We start from the raw sequence: 17,126 nt of genomic DNA, 5'->3' as shown, positions 1-17,126 counted from the left end.
ATCATACTGATAATGTGGATTATAAAACCACCAAAAATCGATCATTATCACTAAACTACGTAATTTAGTACCACAAAAAATACCGAATTTTTTAGTATTGACCATGAAATTTTTTATTGCCAAATAGTCCGCGCAATAGGGTGCGTCCGGAAAGCGCAAGAAAATTACTGCGAGAAAGAGAAAAAACCAGAAAAGGAGGATGAATGAAAAGAGCGACCATGATTTTTGCAACGATGCTGACGATGGCTTTGGTAATGTCATGGGCGGTTCCAGCCATTTCCGAGGAGTTGGGAATCGTGAACATCAACACCGCTAATGTGGAAAAACTGATGACGCTTGAAGGCATTGGCAAGGCCTATGCGCAACGCATCGTCGAATTTCGGGACAAGAACGGTCCCTTTAAAAATCCCCAAGACCTGACGAAGATCAAAGGCATCGGAGAGCGAATACTCGAACTCAACAAAGGCAGGATCGTTGTAAAAGACACTTAGCAGAAAAAGATCAAACATGCGGCCCCGGAAACCCGTTCGGCGGGTTTCCGGTCTCTTCAAATCAATCCATTACTCCTTAGAATCCCAGCCTATCTGCGAACAATCGCAATTCCCCAAACCATATTATTGACAGACGCACATAAAAAGTGTTGAATAAGCGGTCATTTAGAATCGGCTGCAATCAATTGAACCTATTCAAAAAACGATAAATGGCTGCCGGAAAAGTCGAACGATAGCAAGGCATAGAAATCAACCTGTCTGGTTAGGACTGTCTCGCCGCATCTTCCCTGTAAGTAAACGCTATCAGCCTTTTGAATGGGTACAGGTTTTGTAAGCCACCAAGCGGAGCTATAATAAAAAGAGAGGTTTGAATTGAAATCTCATATCGCCGATATTGGATTTCAGGAGAGAATTTTTCGATTTGCAGCCCCATCCCATCGAACGGGGAAGGGGGTTTTGTGGATCAGAAGAGGCCCATTTTCCTCTCATATCGACCCCGTCTGGGGCCGATTTACCTGGTTTTAAGGCACCAGGCCGCACCTCTTCCACCGCTTATGCGGGAAAGCGCCTTAGGATGCCGGCCCCTTTGCACAAGTTAAAGGCAAATTGTCTGAACATGGCATCGATGCGTTTTTAAAAATGGTGGTAAACCGTGCCCGACTGCGATCATCAAACAGGGTAGCCAGGCCAAAGTACTGTTCGACAATGTATCGTTTTTTGGAGATGGATTTGTTTCTGGCAATTTCGGTTTCGGTAAGGCAAGCGTTGATATTGTTTTTTCGCATGATGCCGTCAGCGATTTCGTTCATGGCAGGAAAGTTTCGATTCGGGGCGCCCGCATAGCCCTTGCCGGCATAGACGGCATCGATTTTCTGATCGGTGTGCATGCTGTAGATGGTGGCATAGGGCAGATAGGTCGAGTCGCTGTGAGAGCCTGAGGTGAGGGTGGTTGGCAAAATTAGTCTATTTTCCACCTCGACTGCGGCATGTTTTTTTACCGGAATGGGAGACATCGTTTTTTATGGTTCAGTCGGATTCAATATCGCGGGAGATTTTTTTTGGGGTTGCCGTTTTTGACAAGATTATCATCGGATTTTTACATGATCAGAATACTCAAACAAACACTCCATAACCTCACAACTGATCAGCGTTTCTCAGAAATCTTGACCGGATCTGTCTGGGCACTGTCAGCCCGTGTAGCAGCTACTGCCTTGGGGCTTGTTGCCAGCATTATCATTGCCCGAGTTTACGGCGCAGAAGTTATGGGAATTGTTGCAGTTATGCAGTCCTTTCTGATGCTTGTAAGTATTTTTACTGTCTTGGGCACCAAAACATCTCTGCTTCGGTTAATCCCGGAGCACTTAGTAAAATATTCCCCCACTTCTGCATTTAAAGTCTATCGCAAAACCCAATGGATCGTTATCACTGCATCTGTGTTAACTGCAACTCTGTTTTTACTTGCCGCAGACTTTATCTCGGATAGGATTTTTTCCAAGCCTCATCTGTCTTCTTATTTTTCCATGGCGGCGATTTTTGTGGTCTTTAAATCATTGACAGAGCTAAACACCCAGGCCGTTCGGGGGCTTCGGCTGATAAAGACTTTTGCTATCATGCAGATTCTGCCACAGGGATTTAACCTCCTGCTACTCATATCGATAGGCCTATTGTTGCCTACCCGGGATGTGCCGGTTTATGCTCTGCTTGGTGGGTTTGCGATGACCGGGATTCTTGGCTGGATCATTATGGACTATTCATTCAGGAAAAGGATGTATACGGATGATCCCGTTCAGACCATGTCAATCTTTGATATTCTTTCCATCTCTTTTCCTATGCTCATGACGGCGACGATGACATTTGTCATCGGCCAGACCGGAGTAATCATGCTGGGCATGTTTCGCAGCGAGGCTGAGGTGGGCTATTATGCTATTGCTGTAAAGCTTGCAACCTTGACATCCTTTGTCTTAACTGCAGTAAATTCCATGGCTGGACCAAAATTTTCCGAACTTTTTCATTCTGGAAAGACGGATGAGCTATTTTATGTAGCTAAGAGATCAGCAAAACTAATTTTCTGGACGACTACACCGATTCTGCTGTCCCTTGTTATTGTCGGGAAACCGGTATTGCATATAGCCTTTGGACCCGAATTTACTGTTGCTTACCCGGCCCTTTTGCTGGTTGTACTAGGGCAGTTCGTTAATTCCATATCTGGCGCAACCGGCCTTTTCATGAACATGACGGGCAACCAGAGGGTTTTCAGAAATATTGTTTTCGCTACTGCTTTTGCCAATGTAGGCCTTAATTTTATGCTCATACCCTCCTATGGAATTCATGGGGCAGCCACGGCAGCAATGTTCAGCCTTATGACTTGGAACATCGCTACGCTGGGCTATATAAAATTGAAGTTCGGCAAGACTACTGGGTATTTTCCCAAAATAGCCTGATTCGAAAAGGGTCTTTTATCTGGAGGGATTGATTGATAAAACCAAATTTCTTTTTTATAGGTGCCCCCAAGTGCGGCACGACATCTATCGCATTTCAAATTTCTCAGCACCCTAATATTTTTATTTCAGATCCAAAGGAGCCACATTTTTTTGAAAAAGAAATACCAAGGGGAATTAATTCGTTAAAAGTTTACGAATCCCTTTTCTCAAAAGCAAAAAAGCATCATATAATTGTAGGAGAAGCATCAACCGGTTACCTTTATTCTCAAACGGCAGTACCTGAAATACTAAAATATTCCACAAATGCGAAATTTTTGGTTTCAATCAGGAATCCCTATGAGATGGCTATTTCATTGCATGGTCAAGCCCTCCGCGGTGGATATGAAAATCAGAATAATTTTAACATCGCTTGGAAGCTTCAAAAGAATCGTAGGATGGGGCTCAATATTCCAAAAAGATGCCCAAGCCATTTAATGTTATTGTATGAAAATAGGTGTGCTTTAGGAGATCAGATTGAAAAATTGTATCAGCTTGTTTCTCCTGATAAAGTTTGTATAGTGCTTTTTGACGATTTAAAAGAGAATCCTGTAAAATTTTACGAGAAAATTTATGATTTTTTAGATGTTCCATGTTTTGAAGCAAGTAGTTTCCCCGTTCTAAATGTAAGCAGCCGAATACGTTTAAAATTTGTAACTGATGCAATTAAATTTCTGGGAAAACAAAAAAGAAATTTTGGTATATACAAGTCATTTGGCATTGCAAAGCGAGTCGCTAGTGCTGTTTCCACCCAAAAATTAGAAAAGCCGATAATTAAAAATGATGTATTGAAAGACATGTACGATAAATTTATGCCCCAGATCGAAAAATTAGAACGCATTTTTAGTAGAAGCTTAGTGGCCTGGAAACATTTTCCCTTTCAAGGTTGTCCCGAAAACCAGGAAAAGTGTTAACCTCTGAGTCACGCAATGAAAATAGTTGAGCTTGGGGAATAAACAGAATTTTATTATAAACAGGAAGTTATGGATAAAGTGGCACTTATAGCCACCAGAATAAAAAAATCGCTGCCTATTCTTGGCCAAGCTGGTTCGAGTGCCGAGCAATAATATGATTACAATTATCCGGCACTGAGCCTTAGGCGTAAATGTCATCTTTTGAAGCACAATAAGTCATAAGTATATCACGAAAACCATCTGTTATGGGTCATTACTTAGCAGCAATAGCAGGAGCCTTATTGATTGTAGCTCCAGCCCTTCGCGGATTGCTAGGCTTTTCGGAATCCCTTTATTTTTTTTTAGCAATAGCTCTTTTTAATTTTGCTGTTCTGTCAAATCGAAACTGGTCAGTTAATTCTTGGCAGTTATCATGGTGGTTTTTTCTGTTTCTTTTGTTCATATATTTGCTTGCAACCTCCTTTCCTTTTACGAACTATAGAGAAGTTTTAATCGCAGGTTGTTTTTTAATATCAAGTTTAAGCATCGGAATCCTTTGCAGTTTGTCATGGTCTGAAAAGTTTTTCCACACAATTGCTTGGATTATCATTTTTTCAGGTTCGGCCTTGTCGCTAATTGTTCTTTACGGATTTATGAAAACCGAGGGGGATTATCGGAAGTTATTTAACGAAGATGCGTTAGGCTACTTGGCTTTAGGGTCGTTTATATCACTTGCATTTTGTATAGCTTTGCCGTTTGTTTTCACAGATAGCGGGAAAAAAAAGTTACTTTGGCTCTTGATATTATTTATAAATGGTTTAGGGCTCATCACTGTATTATCTAGAGGCGCTCTTCTTTTCAGCGGACTTGTAGGAACTTTATACATGATTTACTATTGGCCCCAAAGGAAGACAATTAAGAAAGTTATTTCTTCCTTAGCCGCCAGGCTTATTGCCATGGCCTTAGCTGGTTACTTTGTTTTTACCCTAATTCCGGCAAGGACTCTCAGCAGATTACAAAGGTTGTTTTTAGGAGATGAAATTCAAGCAGGAGGGCGTGGAGAGATATGGGCTCAATCCCTCAATAAGATTTTACAAGCTCCGGTTCTTGGCCATGGGCTCGGAGAAGCAAGCGTCGTAAACATTTATCCTCACAACCTCTTTTTGCAAGTAGGTATAGACGGGGGCATTACTGGCATTATCCTTTTGATGATTGTTGTATCAATTCCGTTGGCAATTTTTTATAAGGCCTGGGCGCAATCCATTATCATAAGGGATCCTTTACCTGCAGCTTTTTTAGCCGCATACTTATGGGCATTGCTCGAAGGCTCTAAATCTGGAGATTTTTATAAGGCACGGCCCTTATTCATTATTGCCTCTTTGCTGATTGGTTATTTGAGTTTATTGTATAGAATGAAAAGGGATCGCGCGATACCTATGACAAAAGAACTACAAGTCAAAATTTTCCAGTTAGGTGATGGAAAAGAATGAAAGCATGGATCTACATAGCAGGCCGGGGGCACAGCGGATCTACCATGCTCGACGGGATGCTGGGTAATGCTGACAGTGTGGAAAGTTTGGGAGAACTGGTCTCAGGCATGGGGCGTTATGAGGCCTTATGCAGTTGCGGTGAAGCATTTAGTGATTGTCCTTTCTGGTCGGGAGTTCGGCGACGGTATGAGATGATTTCCGGAAATGCATGGGATGATGCCGTTCGGGCTTCGGTCAAGCAAGCGCATATCAGGAATCTGCTTTGGACAATCATGGCAAAGCGCGGTCAAAAATGGGTAAACAATCTGGCGGAAATTTCGGAATATATCGCTGAAGCGGTATGCTTAGATGGTAAATGTGTCATCGTAGATTCCTCCAAGGAAATCACTCGTGCTCTGTTTTTACTACGTTTTGTTCCATCGAGCAGGGTTATCCACCTCGTTCGGCATCCGGCCCGAATACTGGAAAGCAACTACCACCGGCTAACTATAGGTCACGGATTTAAGTTTCTTCGGCGACGATTTCAGCCAAAGCGCTTTTTCTGGTTATTTTTATTATTAAGCTGTGTGAGTTGGATAATTGGTAACCTATTTGCGGAAGTGACAAGAAGATTCGGGAAGGAACGATTTCTTCGGGTACGCTACGAGGATATCATTTTTTCCCCGGTCCAAGAGATGGGACGAATTGAGGCGTTTGCCGGGATCAATCTATGTAGGGTTAAAGAAAAGATAATGCGAAGAGAGCCTTTTTTCATGGGACACAATATTGGCGGCAATCAAATGCGTATGGCCGGGAGCTTTGTTTTTGATCCTAATAAATCTAGTCGGAGCGGCCTTCCCCGGCGGTACCGCCTGATGGCAAAAATTATTTGCTGGCCGCTTTTAAGGTTTTACGGTTACAGAGAATAAATTATTTCAGCTACTTTGTTAGGATGATTTTTGAAGGTATTACTTATTATTGATCACGCCCCAGATTATCGGGAATCCTTTTTCCGGGAACTGAGCGGAAAAGTCGATTTGACTGTTGCGGCTCAGCCTTGCCAAATTGCCGGGCTGGCGCCTCCGGACATGAGGATCGGTTACAGATACATTGAGGTTCCTGCCAAGCGATGCAACGGGTTTTACTGGCAACTTGGCCTTAAAAAGCTGCTTAACCAAGAAACATGGGACGTGATTTGCTGTGATATCAACCTGCGGCAACTGGCAAGGCTTTTTCTGTTTTTAGAAAACAAACAATATTGGAATAGATGGGTGTGGCGAGGGTTAATCTTTGGACAAAGTAAACTAAACGTTCTTGTAATGATTCGAAGATTTCTATTTAAGCGGGCCGCAGGATGTCTTGTTTATAGCGAAGAGGTAGCCCGGCGGGTAAAAAAAGAATATGGTGCTTCGGCAATAAGTTTTAATAATACAGAAGTTAGAAGGGATGAGTTTCGGACCGGTTACTTCAACACTGAAAATGAGGAGCTTCGTTTTGTTTTTGTGGGCACTTTTAAGCCGAGGAAAAAACTTGAACGTTTGGTTCGGCTTGCTCAAACCAGAACGGATGTTAGAATCAGGATAATCGGACCTGGTATGGAAAAACTTGAGATTCCATCTGGTTTGGAAAACAACGAAAGATTGAAAGTGTTTGGAAGGTTAAACGGAAAAGATTTGAACCCCCATTTTGACTGGTCCGATTTAGTAGTGAGTCCTGGTAACGTAGGCCTTTTGGTTATGAATGCTGCAAGGCACGGTAAAGGTATAGTTATAGACAATAATAGCTACCATGGTCCAGAATACTGGCTGGCAAAGGAAGCTGGACAGCCTTTTATTTCTTTTGGTGATCAGCAGGAGGTTGAACGGTTCATCGATGATGTTTTGGATAATCGCTGGAAATTGCGGAACTGGGGTAGACAGCTACAGGATGTGGCCAAAGAAAAATACACAATCGAATACATGGCTGAGGCCCATTTCAGGGTTTTTGAGCGAGTGAAGGCTTCAGCGTTATGAAGAAAGCCACTTATAAAATCCCATTTGCCATTCCAGACGTAAAACTTTAAGGTGGCCAGAGCGAGTATCGAGGCTGCAGAAATGATAAGGAACTGCACAGAAATCTCTATCCTGAAAAAAACAATATTGTATGCTGATCTTATCCATCGCCTTGACTTGCGAAACGTAGCCTACGTTTCCTGGTACCGTTTCAGCCTGAAGACAGGAATGAGGCGCTGGTTTTTCCCGCTGCTGGGTTTTAACAATAGGGGAGATTTTTTCCGGCCTTTGCAAAATCGGTTGGATCGCCCGGATGAATGGAATCACGCTCTGATAGCTGATGCAGAACAAATTGCCGGGGGTCATCTGCGTTACTATTCCAGGCGTTGGTGGTTTACAGGCAGCCCGCCTGACTGGTTTTTAAACCCTTTTAACGGTGCCCGCAATACGACTCCCGGCAGGCACTGGACCGCCCTGAATGAATTTGACGTTGATCTCGGCGATATCAAAAATATCTGGGAGGCTTCCAGGTTTGAATGGGTACTTGCCCTAGCCCGAGCTTATGCCGTATCCGGCGAACCGCACCACTTGCAGATTCTAAATGAATGGCTTCAAAACTGGACGGATGAAAACCCGGTCAATGCCGGGCCCAACTGGAAATGCGGCCAGGAAGCATCCATTCGGGTTTTCAACCTTGTGAATGCTGCTCTGGTCTTGCAACAGTGGGATCAACCAAGCCCAGCCTTGATGGAATTCATTTTCCATCATCTTGAAAGAATCCATGGCAACATCCGCTATGCTGTATCCCAGGATAATAATCACGGCACCAGTGAGGCAGCGGCTTTATTTATCGGTGGGAACTGGCTTGCTCGGGTTTCGGGTGATAAGGCTGTTGCCCGGAAAAGCGAACTTTATGCCCGTTCGGGGAAAAAATGGCTTGAAAACCGGGTTGAAAAGCTGGTGGAGGCTGATGGTAGCTTTTCCCAACACTCTGTCACCTATCACAGGGTGCTCCTTGACACGTTGATTTATGCTGAATACTGGCGAAAAAAGCTTAATGCTAAACCTTTTTCAGTACTGTTTTATGAACGCTCGGCCGCTGCTCTCGACTGGATGGCGGCGATTATTGATCCTGTTAACGGCGACGCGCCGAACCTTGGGGCCAATGACGGGGCCATGCTTTTGAATATGCATGCATGTAATTACCGGGATTTCCGGCCGACGCTGCAAACAGCATCAGTATTGTTTTGTGGGCGAAAATTTTTTGATGCTGGCCCTTGGGATGAGCCCCTGTTCTGGCTCGGCATTGATGCCAGCGATGCGGTGAAGTCTGAGTTGGCAAAGCAGAACAAAGTGTTTGCCGGCGGTTACGTGATCATGGCCGCGGAGGCGTCATGGGCTTTGCTTCGTTTTCCGATGTATCGTTTCAGGCCGTCGCACAATGACGTTTTTCATTTTGATTTATGGTATCAAGGGCAAAATATTTGTCGGGATGCGGGATCTTTCTCCTATAATCCGGATGAGGAGGATGATGATATCTATTTCAAGTCCGTGCGGGCGCACAACACGGTTTGCTTTGACGGCCAGGATCAAATGCCCCGCCTTGGCAGGTTCCTGCTTGGCCGGTGGATTCAGGCCGATCATGTAGGCAAAATTGAAGCAGCCCGGGATGGTTGTCGCCGATGGTCTGGCGTTTACACGGATTGGCGGGGCAACAAACATCGACGGGCAGTGTTTTGGAGTGACGATCAGTGGGTTGTTGAAGATGACCTTGCTGGGCCTTTTAACAATGCTGAGATCCGGTTTCGGCTGGCCCCCGGGGAATACCGGCTTGAAGGCAACAGGTTGATCGGCCCGTGGGGGTGGGTGGAGGTTTACGCCTCTGATTGCCGAATGTGCTTGGAAATAGGCATGGAGTCTTTGTATTACCAGGAAAAAAGTCCGGTGGATGTTTTGGTGATCAGTATCGGCAGGGGCAGACAACAAATCAAAACCAAGTTTTCTTTACAATAAGCTGGCAAATCAAACGAATTAACTCTTAATATAGCCCTTCAAGCTCCTAATAATCATGCACGTTCTTTATTTTCATCAGTATTTTAACACCCCTTCTTCAGCCGGCGGAACCCGGTCCTATGAAATGGCCCGGAAGTTGATTGAGCGCGGACATCAGGTGACTATGATTTGCGCCCATAGCGGCAGAGGAGAGCTGCCGCTTTCAGGTTCTTCCGGTGATCCGTTGCGCACCGGGATGATCGACGAGATTCGAGTGATTCAGTTCAACCTTCAATACAGTAACTATTTGAGCCTGCCCCGGCGTGCATTGGTTTTTCTGCGGTATGCCTTTAAGAGTGTGAAAGTGGCCCTGCGCATGGATTATGATTTGGTGTTCGCCACTTCCACTCCGCTTACGGCAGGAATTCCGGGGATATTTGCCCGATGGTTCAGGGGCAAGCCCTTCGTCTTCGAAGTCAGGGATTTGTGGCCCGAATTACCCAGGGCCATGGGGGTGGTAAAAAATCCGGTGGTACTTGCAGTTATGTCCTTGCTGGAATGGCTGAGCTATTGGTCTGCCACCGCTTGCATAGCCCTCGCCCCTGGCATCAAGAAGGGTATTTCCAAGCGCAGTCCAAAAGGGCTGCCGATCGCCATGATTCCCAATGGATGCGATTTGACCCTTTTTCAGCCAGCCCAGCGAAAGGATCTTGATCTTCCGGGGGGAAGGCCTGATAACTGTGTGGCGGTTTTTACAGGAGCCCATGGCATTGCCAACGGTCTGGATGCGGTTCTTGATGCCGCCCGTGTTTTGCAGGAAAGGGGGAGGAACGATATCGTGCTGGTTTTCATCGGTGACGGCAAGCGTAAACCACATTTGATGAAACGAGCACGAATCGAGGGGTTGAATAATTGCCGTTTTTACGATTCCATGCCCAAGAACCGACTCAATCGCGTGGTGAGCAGTTGTGATGTAGGCATGATGATTTTGGATGATGTGCCGTCTTTTTACTACGGCACTTCTCCAAACAAGTTTTTCGATTATATTTCTTCAGGCCTGCCCGTGATAAACAACTATCCCGGCTGGCTTGCCGATATGATCAGGGAACACCAATGCGGTTTGGCCGTACCACCCCGCGATCCCGTGGCATTTGCCGATGCTATGTGCAGGTTGGCTGACAATCCGGAATTGCGACGAGAGTTTGGAAAAAATGCTCGCCGCCTTGCAGAGCAAGCGTTCTCACGCGAAAAACTGTCCAACCAATTTGCTGATTTCCTGGAGATGAACAGAAACAACATATGAATTCTGCTGAAAAAATGAAAATAGTGTCCATTGTGGGCGCCCGCCCCAATTTCATGAAAATCGCCCCTTTTATTCGGGCAATCGAAGAATACAATCAGAACGGTCAGGTCAAAATTGAGCATGTGCTCGTTCATACCGGCCAGCATTATGATGACAACATGTCCAAAGCGTTTTTCGAGGCATTGAACATACCAGAGGCCGATATCAATTTGGGCATTGGATCTGGAACGCATGCTGAACAGGTGGGCCAGACCATGATCGCATTTGAAAAGGTGGTTTGGCAGGAAAAACCCGACTGGATTGTGGTGGTGGGCGATGTAAACGCCACCTGCGCCTGTTCCATCACCGCCAAAAAGGAGAATGTGCGCCTGGCCCACATCGAGGCAGGACTCCGTTCCCGGGATATGACCATGCCTGAGGAAGTTAACCGATTGGTGACGGACCGTCTATCGGATCTGCTATTTACTCCCGACCGACTTTCCGGTGAAAATTTGCTGGATGAGGGGATTTCTGGGGAGAAAATAAAGTTTGTCGGCAATATCATGATCGATACGCTGGAAGCCCAGAGGAAAAAAGCAGCCGAATTAACCATTGAAGACATTCTTCGGACAAACTGCATGGAGGGGCACATCGATGTGCGCTCCATAGGGTTATCCAGCGATTTTGCACTCTTAACCCTGCATAGGCCTTCCAACGTGGATGACCCGGCGGTACTGACAGATATTGTCCACTTTTTGACCAATGAACTGACCAAAGATATGAAGTTAATATGGACGGTCCATCCTCGCACGGAAAAGCAACTCAAGGCTTTTGGACTTTGGCACAAGGTGTTGTCGGCGGATGGTTTGATTTTGTTAAATCCGTTAGGATATCATGAATTGTTGCGATTAAACATGGCGGCGAAGATAGTTCTCACCGATAGCGGGGGGCTGCAGGAGGAGTGCTGTGTACTAGGTACGCCTTGCCTGACCTTTCGATGGAATACTGAAAGACCTATTACCCTGAGAGAACACGGGGGGGCTAGCGTGCTAGTCGGCAATGATGTCGGCCATATTAGAATCGGATATTCTCAAATGCGGCAAGAAAATCGGGCTCCATCCAGACCTGAATTGTGGGACGGAAAAACGGCCGCAAGGATTGTTCAAGCGCTGGTGTCCGATCAATTCCCCAAAAAACCAAGCACAGGCGAAATCCCTCAAAGAAGGCAATCGTGCAATGGCTGAGTCCTACGCCAGTTTGGGAAAGCGAATTTTTGATATAGCCATCGCTCTTCCTGCCATAGTCGTATTAGCACCGATTTTGGCTTTTGTAGCCTTATTAGTTGGATTAAAGTTGGGAACACCGGTACTTTTTCGACAATTGCGTCCAGGGTTTATGGGACAACCTTTCAGGATATATAAATTTCGAACCATGACCGATGCGAAGGATGCTAAAGGAAATCTCCTGCCCGATAATGAACGATTGACGCGCTTCGGGCGTCTCTTGCGGGCGACGTCCATTGATGAATTGCCGGAACTCGTCAATGTGCTAAAAGGGGATATGAGCCTTGTGGGGCCACGCCCCCTTTTAATGCAATATCTTAACCGATACTCTGCTGAACAGGCCAGGAGGCATGAGGTTAAGCCAGGCGTGACGGGGTGGGCGCAGGTTAACGGGCGAAACAATATATCCTGGGAAGAGAAATTTAAAATGGATATTTGGTATGTGGATAACTATTCATTTGTGTTGGATGTTAAGATTATTTGTATGACAGTGTTAAAGGTGTTGAAGAGAGAGGGCATTAGCCAGCGAAGCATGGCGACGGCTGCCGAATTCAATCCGCAAGCGTTTCGGGTTGATATTGATAAGGATTTATAAAAGTTGGCATCCCTATCAGTCTCTCATTGATAGATAGACTTGCACCTTAGTCCTTTTGGCATAAAAGGTCATATGAAAAAAATCGCAATATATGGAGCCGGTGGTTATGGTAGGGAAGTGGCATGGTTGGCCGAATCCTGTGATAACGCCAATGAAGTGGTCTGCTTCATAGATGATGAACCGAATTCGATAGGGAAAACAGTAAATGACATTCCGGTGTACGATTTCAATGGACTACAAAACCGGTTCCCAGGGATAGCCGTAATGGTGGCAATCGGTTCGCCATCGGTCCGGCAAACCGTTGTAGATAAGTTGGGTAGGGCTGGTTTTCCAATTGGGTCTTTGGTACATCCCCGCACCGAGAAGTCTCGATGGGTAAAGATGGAAGAGGGGACTATTATTTGTGCGGGATGCATCCTCACCACAAATATTCACCTTAAACGACATGTTCAGATTAATCTGGATTGCACTATCGGTCACGATGTGGTGATGGATGATTACACCACCTTGGCGCCGGGAGTGCATGTTTCCGGATGGGTAAACTTCGGCAAACGGGTTTATGTGGGCACGGGCGCGGTTTTCATTAACGGCACGGTAGAAAACCCCCTGGTGATCGGAGATGATGTGGTGATCGGTGCCGGTGCATGTGTGACTAAATCGATCAGTTCCGGAACGTGGGGGGGGCTGCGCAACCCCCCTCAAGCGCTGGCCTCTGAACCATGCCCGAATACTCCGCCGGTTGCACAGATTGAGCAAGGTCCTTCCATAAAAACTATCAACTCGGAGGGTACTTCCTTACAGCCCTTAGACCGTTTTTCCGAGTGGCAGTATCCAGAGATCGAGGAAGGCATACCGACCAAATATAACTGGGTGGTTCAACACAGGGAGAACTTCAAGCTTGGATATAGGACGGACATTGGTGCGTTCAGTTATATCAATGCCAAATATGGTGTCGTTATAGAGGATTATGCCCAAATAGGGTCTCATTGCTCTGTATATTCTGTGTCTACGATTGATAACAAGACTGGCCCAGTAGTGCTGAAAAAGAACTGCCGAATTGGAAGCCATTCGACCATTATGCCGGGGGTGACGGTCGGAGAAAATGCGGTCGTTGGTGCGCACAGCTTTGTTAATCGTAATGTGCCAGGCAATGCAGTAGTCGTGGGTGTTCCAGCCAAAAGAATCATTTGAGGAGTTTCGCATTTCATGACACATGCCCGAATTTTCCTTTCCCCCCCACATCTCGGCGATAAGGAGCTCGAATTTGTCCACCAAGCCTTCGAAAGCAACTACATCGCCCCACTGGGCCCCCAAGTGGATGCTTTTGAAAAAGCCTTTTCCGAATACACCGGCATTCCCCATTGTCTTGCCTTGTCCAGCGGGACAGCAGCTATGCATCTGGCGTTACGACATTTGGGGGTTGGCTTTGGGGATGAGGTGTTCGCTTCGACCCTGACCTTTATCGGCAGCGTATCGCCAATCTTCTTCGAGGGGGCGACCCCGGTGTTCATCGACTCCGATTTGACGTCATGGAATATGGACCCAGACCTGCTGAAAGCGGAGCTTGAGGCCTGTGCCCGGAGAGGGCGATTGCCCAAAGCGGTGGTGCCCACTGATCTGTATGGGCAGTGCGCGGATTATGGGCGTATTTATGAGATCTGTGGGAGATTCAATGTACCGGTGGTGGTGGATGCGGCCGAAGCCATGGGGGCATGGTATTGGTGGAGTGAGAGTCGGTGGCATGCCGGCGCCAATGCCCGTGCGGCGGTTTTTTCCTTTAACGGGAACAAGATCATGACCACTTCGGGTGGCGGCATGCTGGCTTCGGAAGATAGGGATTTAATTGCCCACGCACGTTTTTTGTCCCAGCAGGCAAGGGATCCATTTCCCCATTACGAGCATACCGAGATCGGGTACAATTACCGAATGAGTAATGTGCTGGCTGGGATCGGACGAGGGCAGTTGGCGGTGCTGGATGAACGGGTATTGCGCAAGCGGGAAATTTTCGACTACTACTATAATTCGCTTAAAGATTTGCCGGGGATCGAGTTCATGGCGGAGGCGCCTTTTGGACGCTGCAACCGATGGTTGACCGTGATCCTGATCACGCCGAGGCAGTTCGGGGTGGACCGCGAGACGGTTCGGTTGGCGCTGGAGGCGGAGAACATCGAGTCGCGTCCGGTCTGGAAGCCGATGCACTTGCAACCGGTGTTCGTGGCAGCCAATGGCGATGACGCAGACCCATCTGCTATCGTGCTGGCCGGCAGGGAGATAAAGCACCGGATAGGAGGCAAGCGACGATGTGCATGCCGGGTGGTTGGTGGGCATGTGGCCGAAGATTTGTTCTCGCGAGGATTGTGCCTGCCCTCGGGTACCGCCATGAGCGAGGAGGATCTGGAGCGGGTGGTTGCGGTCATCCGGAGGATGCGTCGCTGATCTGCAATGTTTGGAGAAGCGCCAAACGCCTTCCGCGGGTGCGAGCGTATCCGAAGGGTAAAATAGAGCAAGGTCTTTCTGATGCTTCGTAATATTCGCAACATCAACTTCTGGATGATTTTGTTTGCCGACGTGGCACTATTTCTATGTGCACATGTCTTTGCCTACCTGGTGCGCTTCGAAGGCACCATCACGACAGGCAATTGGTACAGGATTTGGACTGTTGTGCCATGGTTGGTGGCAGGCAAACTGGTGGTTTTTTACTGGTTCGGTTTATACCAGGGCATGTGGCGGTATTCCGGGATTGTGGATATGATTGCGGTTTTCAAGGCGGCAGTATTGGTGTCAGTTTTGGCCGTCAGTGCCATGTTGATGATGAACCGTTTCCAAGGCTTTTCCCGGTCTGTGTTCGTGTTGGATGGCGTTTTTACTTTCCTATTTGCGTGCGGTCTCCGGTTTTCGGTGCGCATGCTGCACCAGAAGTATTCCCTCGGCGAAAGCCGGAAACAGTGTGCATTGCCAGCCAGCGCCAAAAAACGGATCCTGATCCTGGGCGCCGGGGATGCAGGTGAGAAGGTTGCCCGGGAGGTATTGGATAACCAAGCGTTGCCCTATCAGATTGTAGGGTTTTTAGATGACGATCCGGGCAAGATTGGTAGGCGCATGCATGGCTTGCCGGTGCTTGGAGCTATCGAGGATGTTTGTGATGTCGCGGGACGGATAGATGCCCAGGAGTTGTTGATCGCCATACCTTCCGCCGGCAGGGAGCAGATTAATCGGGTTGTAGAATTGTGTCGCAACAGTGGCGTAGTGTTCAAAACGTTACCCGGCATGGGGGAGATTATCGACAACAAGGTGAGCATTCGTTCCATCCGGGAGGTGTCCTACAAAGATCTCTTGGGACGGCCGCCAGTAAGGCTTGAAAACGATCGCATCAGGGGGCTGATCAAAGGCAGGACCATACTGGTGACTGGTGCCGGCGGCTCCATCGGATCCGAGCTGTGTCGGCAGATCCTGCGTTTCGAACCGGGGTTGATGTTGTTCATGGATTCGAGTGAAGAGAATCTCTATCGCATTGAGATGGAGGTACTGCACGAACGAGGATTCAAGAATTATGTCACCGTGCTGGGCAAGGTGCAGGACAGAGAGTTGCTGGAAAGTGTATTCTACCAGTACCGGCCATCCATGGTCTTTCATGCAGCCGCTTACAAGCATGTGCCATTGGTTGAGAAAAATCCCTGGGAAGCGGTGTACAATAACATTTTTGCCAGCCATCGGCTGATTCAGGCCAGTATCCGTTACGAGGTGGGGCGTTTTATTCTGGTATCCACCGACAAGGCCGTCCGCCCCACCAATGTGATGGGAGCAAGCAAGCGGTTGACCGAAATGCTGATGGAGGCTCACTGCTTGAACTCGCCGACCAAGTTCATGGCAGTTCGCTTCGGAAATGTATTGGGGTCCTCCGGATCGGTGATTCCTTTGTTTCGGCGGCAGGTGGAGAAAGGGGGGCCGGTCACGGTGACCCATCCGGAAATCACGCGATATTTTATGTCCATCGAGGAGGCGGCCCAGTTGATTTTGCAGGCCGCTTCCATGGGAGAGGGGGGCGAGATCTTTATTCTGGAGATGGGCACGCCTGTGCGTATCGACCAGATGGCCCGGGATTTTATACGCTTGTGCGGAAAGGAGCCCGATACGGAGATCGAGATCAAGTATGTGGGATTGCGTCCCGGAGAAAAGCTTTATGAGGAATTGATTACCGAAGGCGAAGGAATTGTGCCGACCAGCCACCAGAAGATCATGGTGCTCAAGGGGCGGGGCGAGGACATGAAGCTTTTGCGTCTGGCGTTGGATCGACTCAAAAGGTATGCATCCCTTCATGACGCGCAGGGTATCAAAGACACCTTGAAGAGTATCATACCCGAATATACCCCCCAGACGACCGAAGCGGTGCTTGAATGCGAGCGTTGTGAAAATACTCTGATGGCTTTTGATAAGCTTCCACGGCCTAAAACGGTTTCGGAGGAAAAAGCAGGCGTTGCCCGGCCTTTGGAAACAGATGCTGAATAAAGTTTGACGGCACTGCCAAAAGTCCGGAATTCCCTTTTCCGTCATCCCGATGGAAACCGATATCCATTATTTTCAATATGTTCTGGATGCCGACGTTCGCCGGCATGAGGCTTCTGCGACTTTTTACACTTTTTTTCAAGTTTCGAA

Annotated in this window: 14 protein-coding genes; 13 read left to right on the top strand and 1 reads right to left on the bottom strand. The window is 47.4% G+C overall.

The window, feature by feature from the left end; all coding sequences use genetic code 11:
- The first annotated feature begins 203 nt into the window (after positions 1 to 203).
- Entirely contained in the window at positions 204 to 491 is a 288-nt protein-coding gene (locus DFT_RS11905) for a ComEA family DNA-binding protein (protein WP_054031406.1), read from the top strand.
- A gap of 569 nt (positions 492 to 1,060) precedes the next feature.
- Here the strand turns inward: DFT_RS11905 and DFT_RS11900 are convergent.
- The gene (locus DFT_RS11900; protein ID WP_054031405.1) at positions 1,061 to 1,504 is read right to left on the bottom strand and encodes a transposase; all 444 of its coding nucleotides are present in this window, start codon (positions 1,502 to 1,504) and stop codon (positions 1,061 to 1,063) included.
- Positions 1,505 to 1,591: 87 nt separating this feature from the next.
- Here DFT_RS11900 and DFT_RS11895 point away from each other — a divergent pair, with 87 nt between their 5' ends.
- From DFT_RS11895 to DFT_RS11840, 12 genes are all read left to right on the top strand, one after another.
- Positions 1,592 to 2,932 (top strand): flippase, encoded by a 1,341-nt coding sequence (locus DFT_RS11895; protein ID WP_054031404.1) that lies wholly within the window; start codon positions 1,592 to 1,594, stop codon positions 2,930 to 2,932.
- A gap of 32 nt (positions 2,933 to 2,964) precedes the next feature.
- Positions 2,965 to 3,882: a sulfotransferase domain-containing protein gene (locus DFT_RS11890; RefSeq protein WP_076750526.1), complete on the top strand. Its 918-nt coding sequence runs from the start codon at positions 2,965 to 2,967 to the stop codon at positions 3,880 to 3,882.
- Between the two features lie 245 nt (positions 3,883 to 4,127).
- A complete protein-coding gene (locus DFT_RS11885; protein WP_083453460.1) occupies positions 4,128 to 5,351 on the top strand; it encodes an O-antigen ligase family protein in 1,224 nt (407 codons plus the stop codon).
- A complete protein-coding gene (locus DFT_RS11880) occupies positions 5,348 to 6,259 on the top strand; it encodes a sulfotransferase family protein (protein ID WP_054031401.1) in 912 nt (303 codons plus the stop codon). Before DFT_RS11885 ends, DFT_RS11880 begins: the two co-directional genes overlap by 4 nt.
- Before the next feature lie 30 nt (positions 6,260 to 6,289).
- Positions 6,290 to 7,342 (top strand): glycosyltransferase, encoded by a 1,053-nt coding sequence (locus DFT_RS11875; protein ID WP_054031400.1) that lies wholly within the window; start codon positions 6,290 to 6,292, stop codon positions 7,340 to 7,342.
- A gap of 81 nt (positions 7,343 to 7,423) precedes the next feature.
- Positions 7,424 to 9,334: a heparinase II/III family protein gene (locus tag DFT_RS11870; RefSeq protein WP_054031399.1), complete on the top strand. Its 1,911-nt coding sequence runs from the start codon at positions 7,424 to 7,426 to the stop codon at positions 9,332 to 9,334.
- A 55-nt stretch (positions 9,335 to 9,389) separates the two neighbouring features.
- Positions 9,390 to 10,616 carry a glycosyltransferase family 4 protein gene (locus tag DFT_RS11865; RefSeq protein WP_054031398.1) on the top strand — a complete coding sequence of 409 codons (1,227 nt, stop codon included), beginning with the start codon at positions 9,390 to 9,392 and terminating at the stop codon, positions 10,614 to 10,616.
- Complete coding sequence (gene wecB / locus DFT_RS11860; RefSeq protein WP_235506215.1) at positions 10,613 to 11,839, top strand: non-hydrolyzing UDP-N-acetylglucosamine 2-epimerase; 1,227 nt, start codon at positions 10,613 to 10,615, stop codon at positions 11,837 to 11,839. The genes DFT_RS11865 and wecB overlap by 4 nt, the downstream gene beginning before the upstream one ends.
- Entirely contained in the window at positions 11,832 to 12,473 is a 642-nt protein-coding gene (locus DFT_RS11855) for a sugar transferase (RefSeq protein ID WP_054031397.1), read from the top strand. Before wecB ends, DFT_RS11855 begins: the two co-directional genes overlap by 8 nt.
- Before the next feature lie 72 nt (positions 12,474 to 12,545).
- Positions 12,546 to 13,664, top strand: a complete 1,119-nt coding sequence (locus tag DFT_RS25495; protein ID WP_083453459.1) for a NeuD/PglB/VioB family sugar acetyltransferase — start codon at positions 12,546 to 12,548, stop codon at positions 13,662 to 13,664.
- Between the two features lie 15 nt (positions 13,665 to 13,679).
- A complete protein-coding gene (locus DFT_RS11845) occupies positions 13,680 to 14,909 on the top strand; it encodes a DegT/DnrJ/EryC1/StrS family aminotransferase (protein ID WP_054031396.1) in 1,230 nt (409 codons plus the stop codon).
- An 81-nt stretch (positions 14,910 to 14,990) separates the two neighbouring features.
- The gene (locus tag DFT_RS11840) at positions 14,991 to 16,979 is read left to right on the top strand and encodes a polysaccharide biosynthesis protein (RefSeq protein ID WP_076750524.1); all 1,989 of its coding nucleotides are present in this window, start codon (positions 14,991 to 14,993) and stop codon (positions 16,977 to 16,979) included.
- Positions 16,980 to 17,126: the final 147 nt, after the last annotated feature.

The sequence above is a fragment of the Desulfatitalea tepidiphila genome (assembly GCF_001293685.1).
Taxonomy (GTDB): domain Bacteria; phylum Desulfobacterota; class Desulfobacteria; order Desulfobacterales; family Desulfosarcinaceae; genus Desulfatitalea; species Desulfatitalea tepidiphila.
This window is presented reverse-complemented; position numbering and strand designations above follow the sequence as displayed.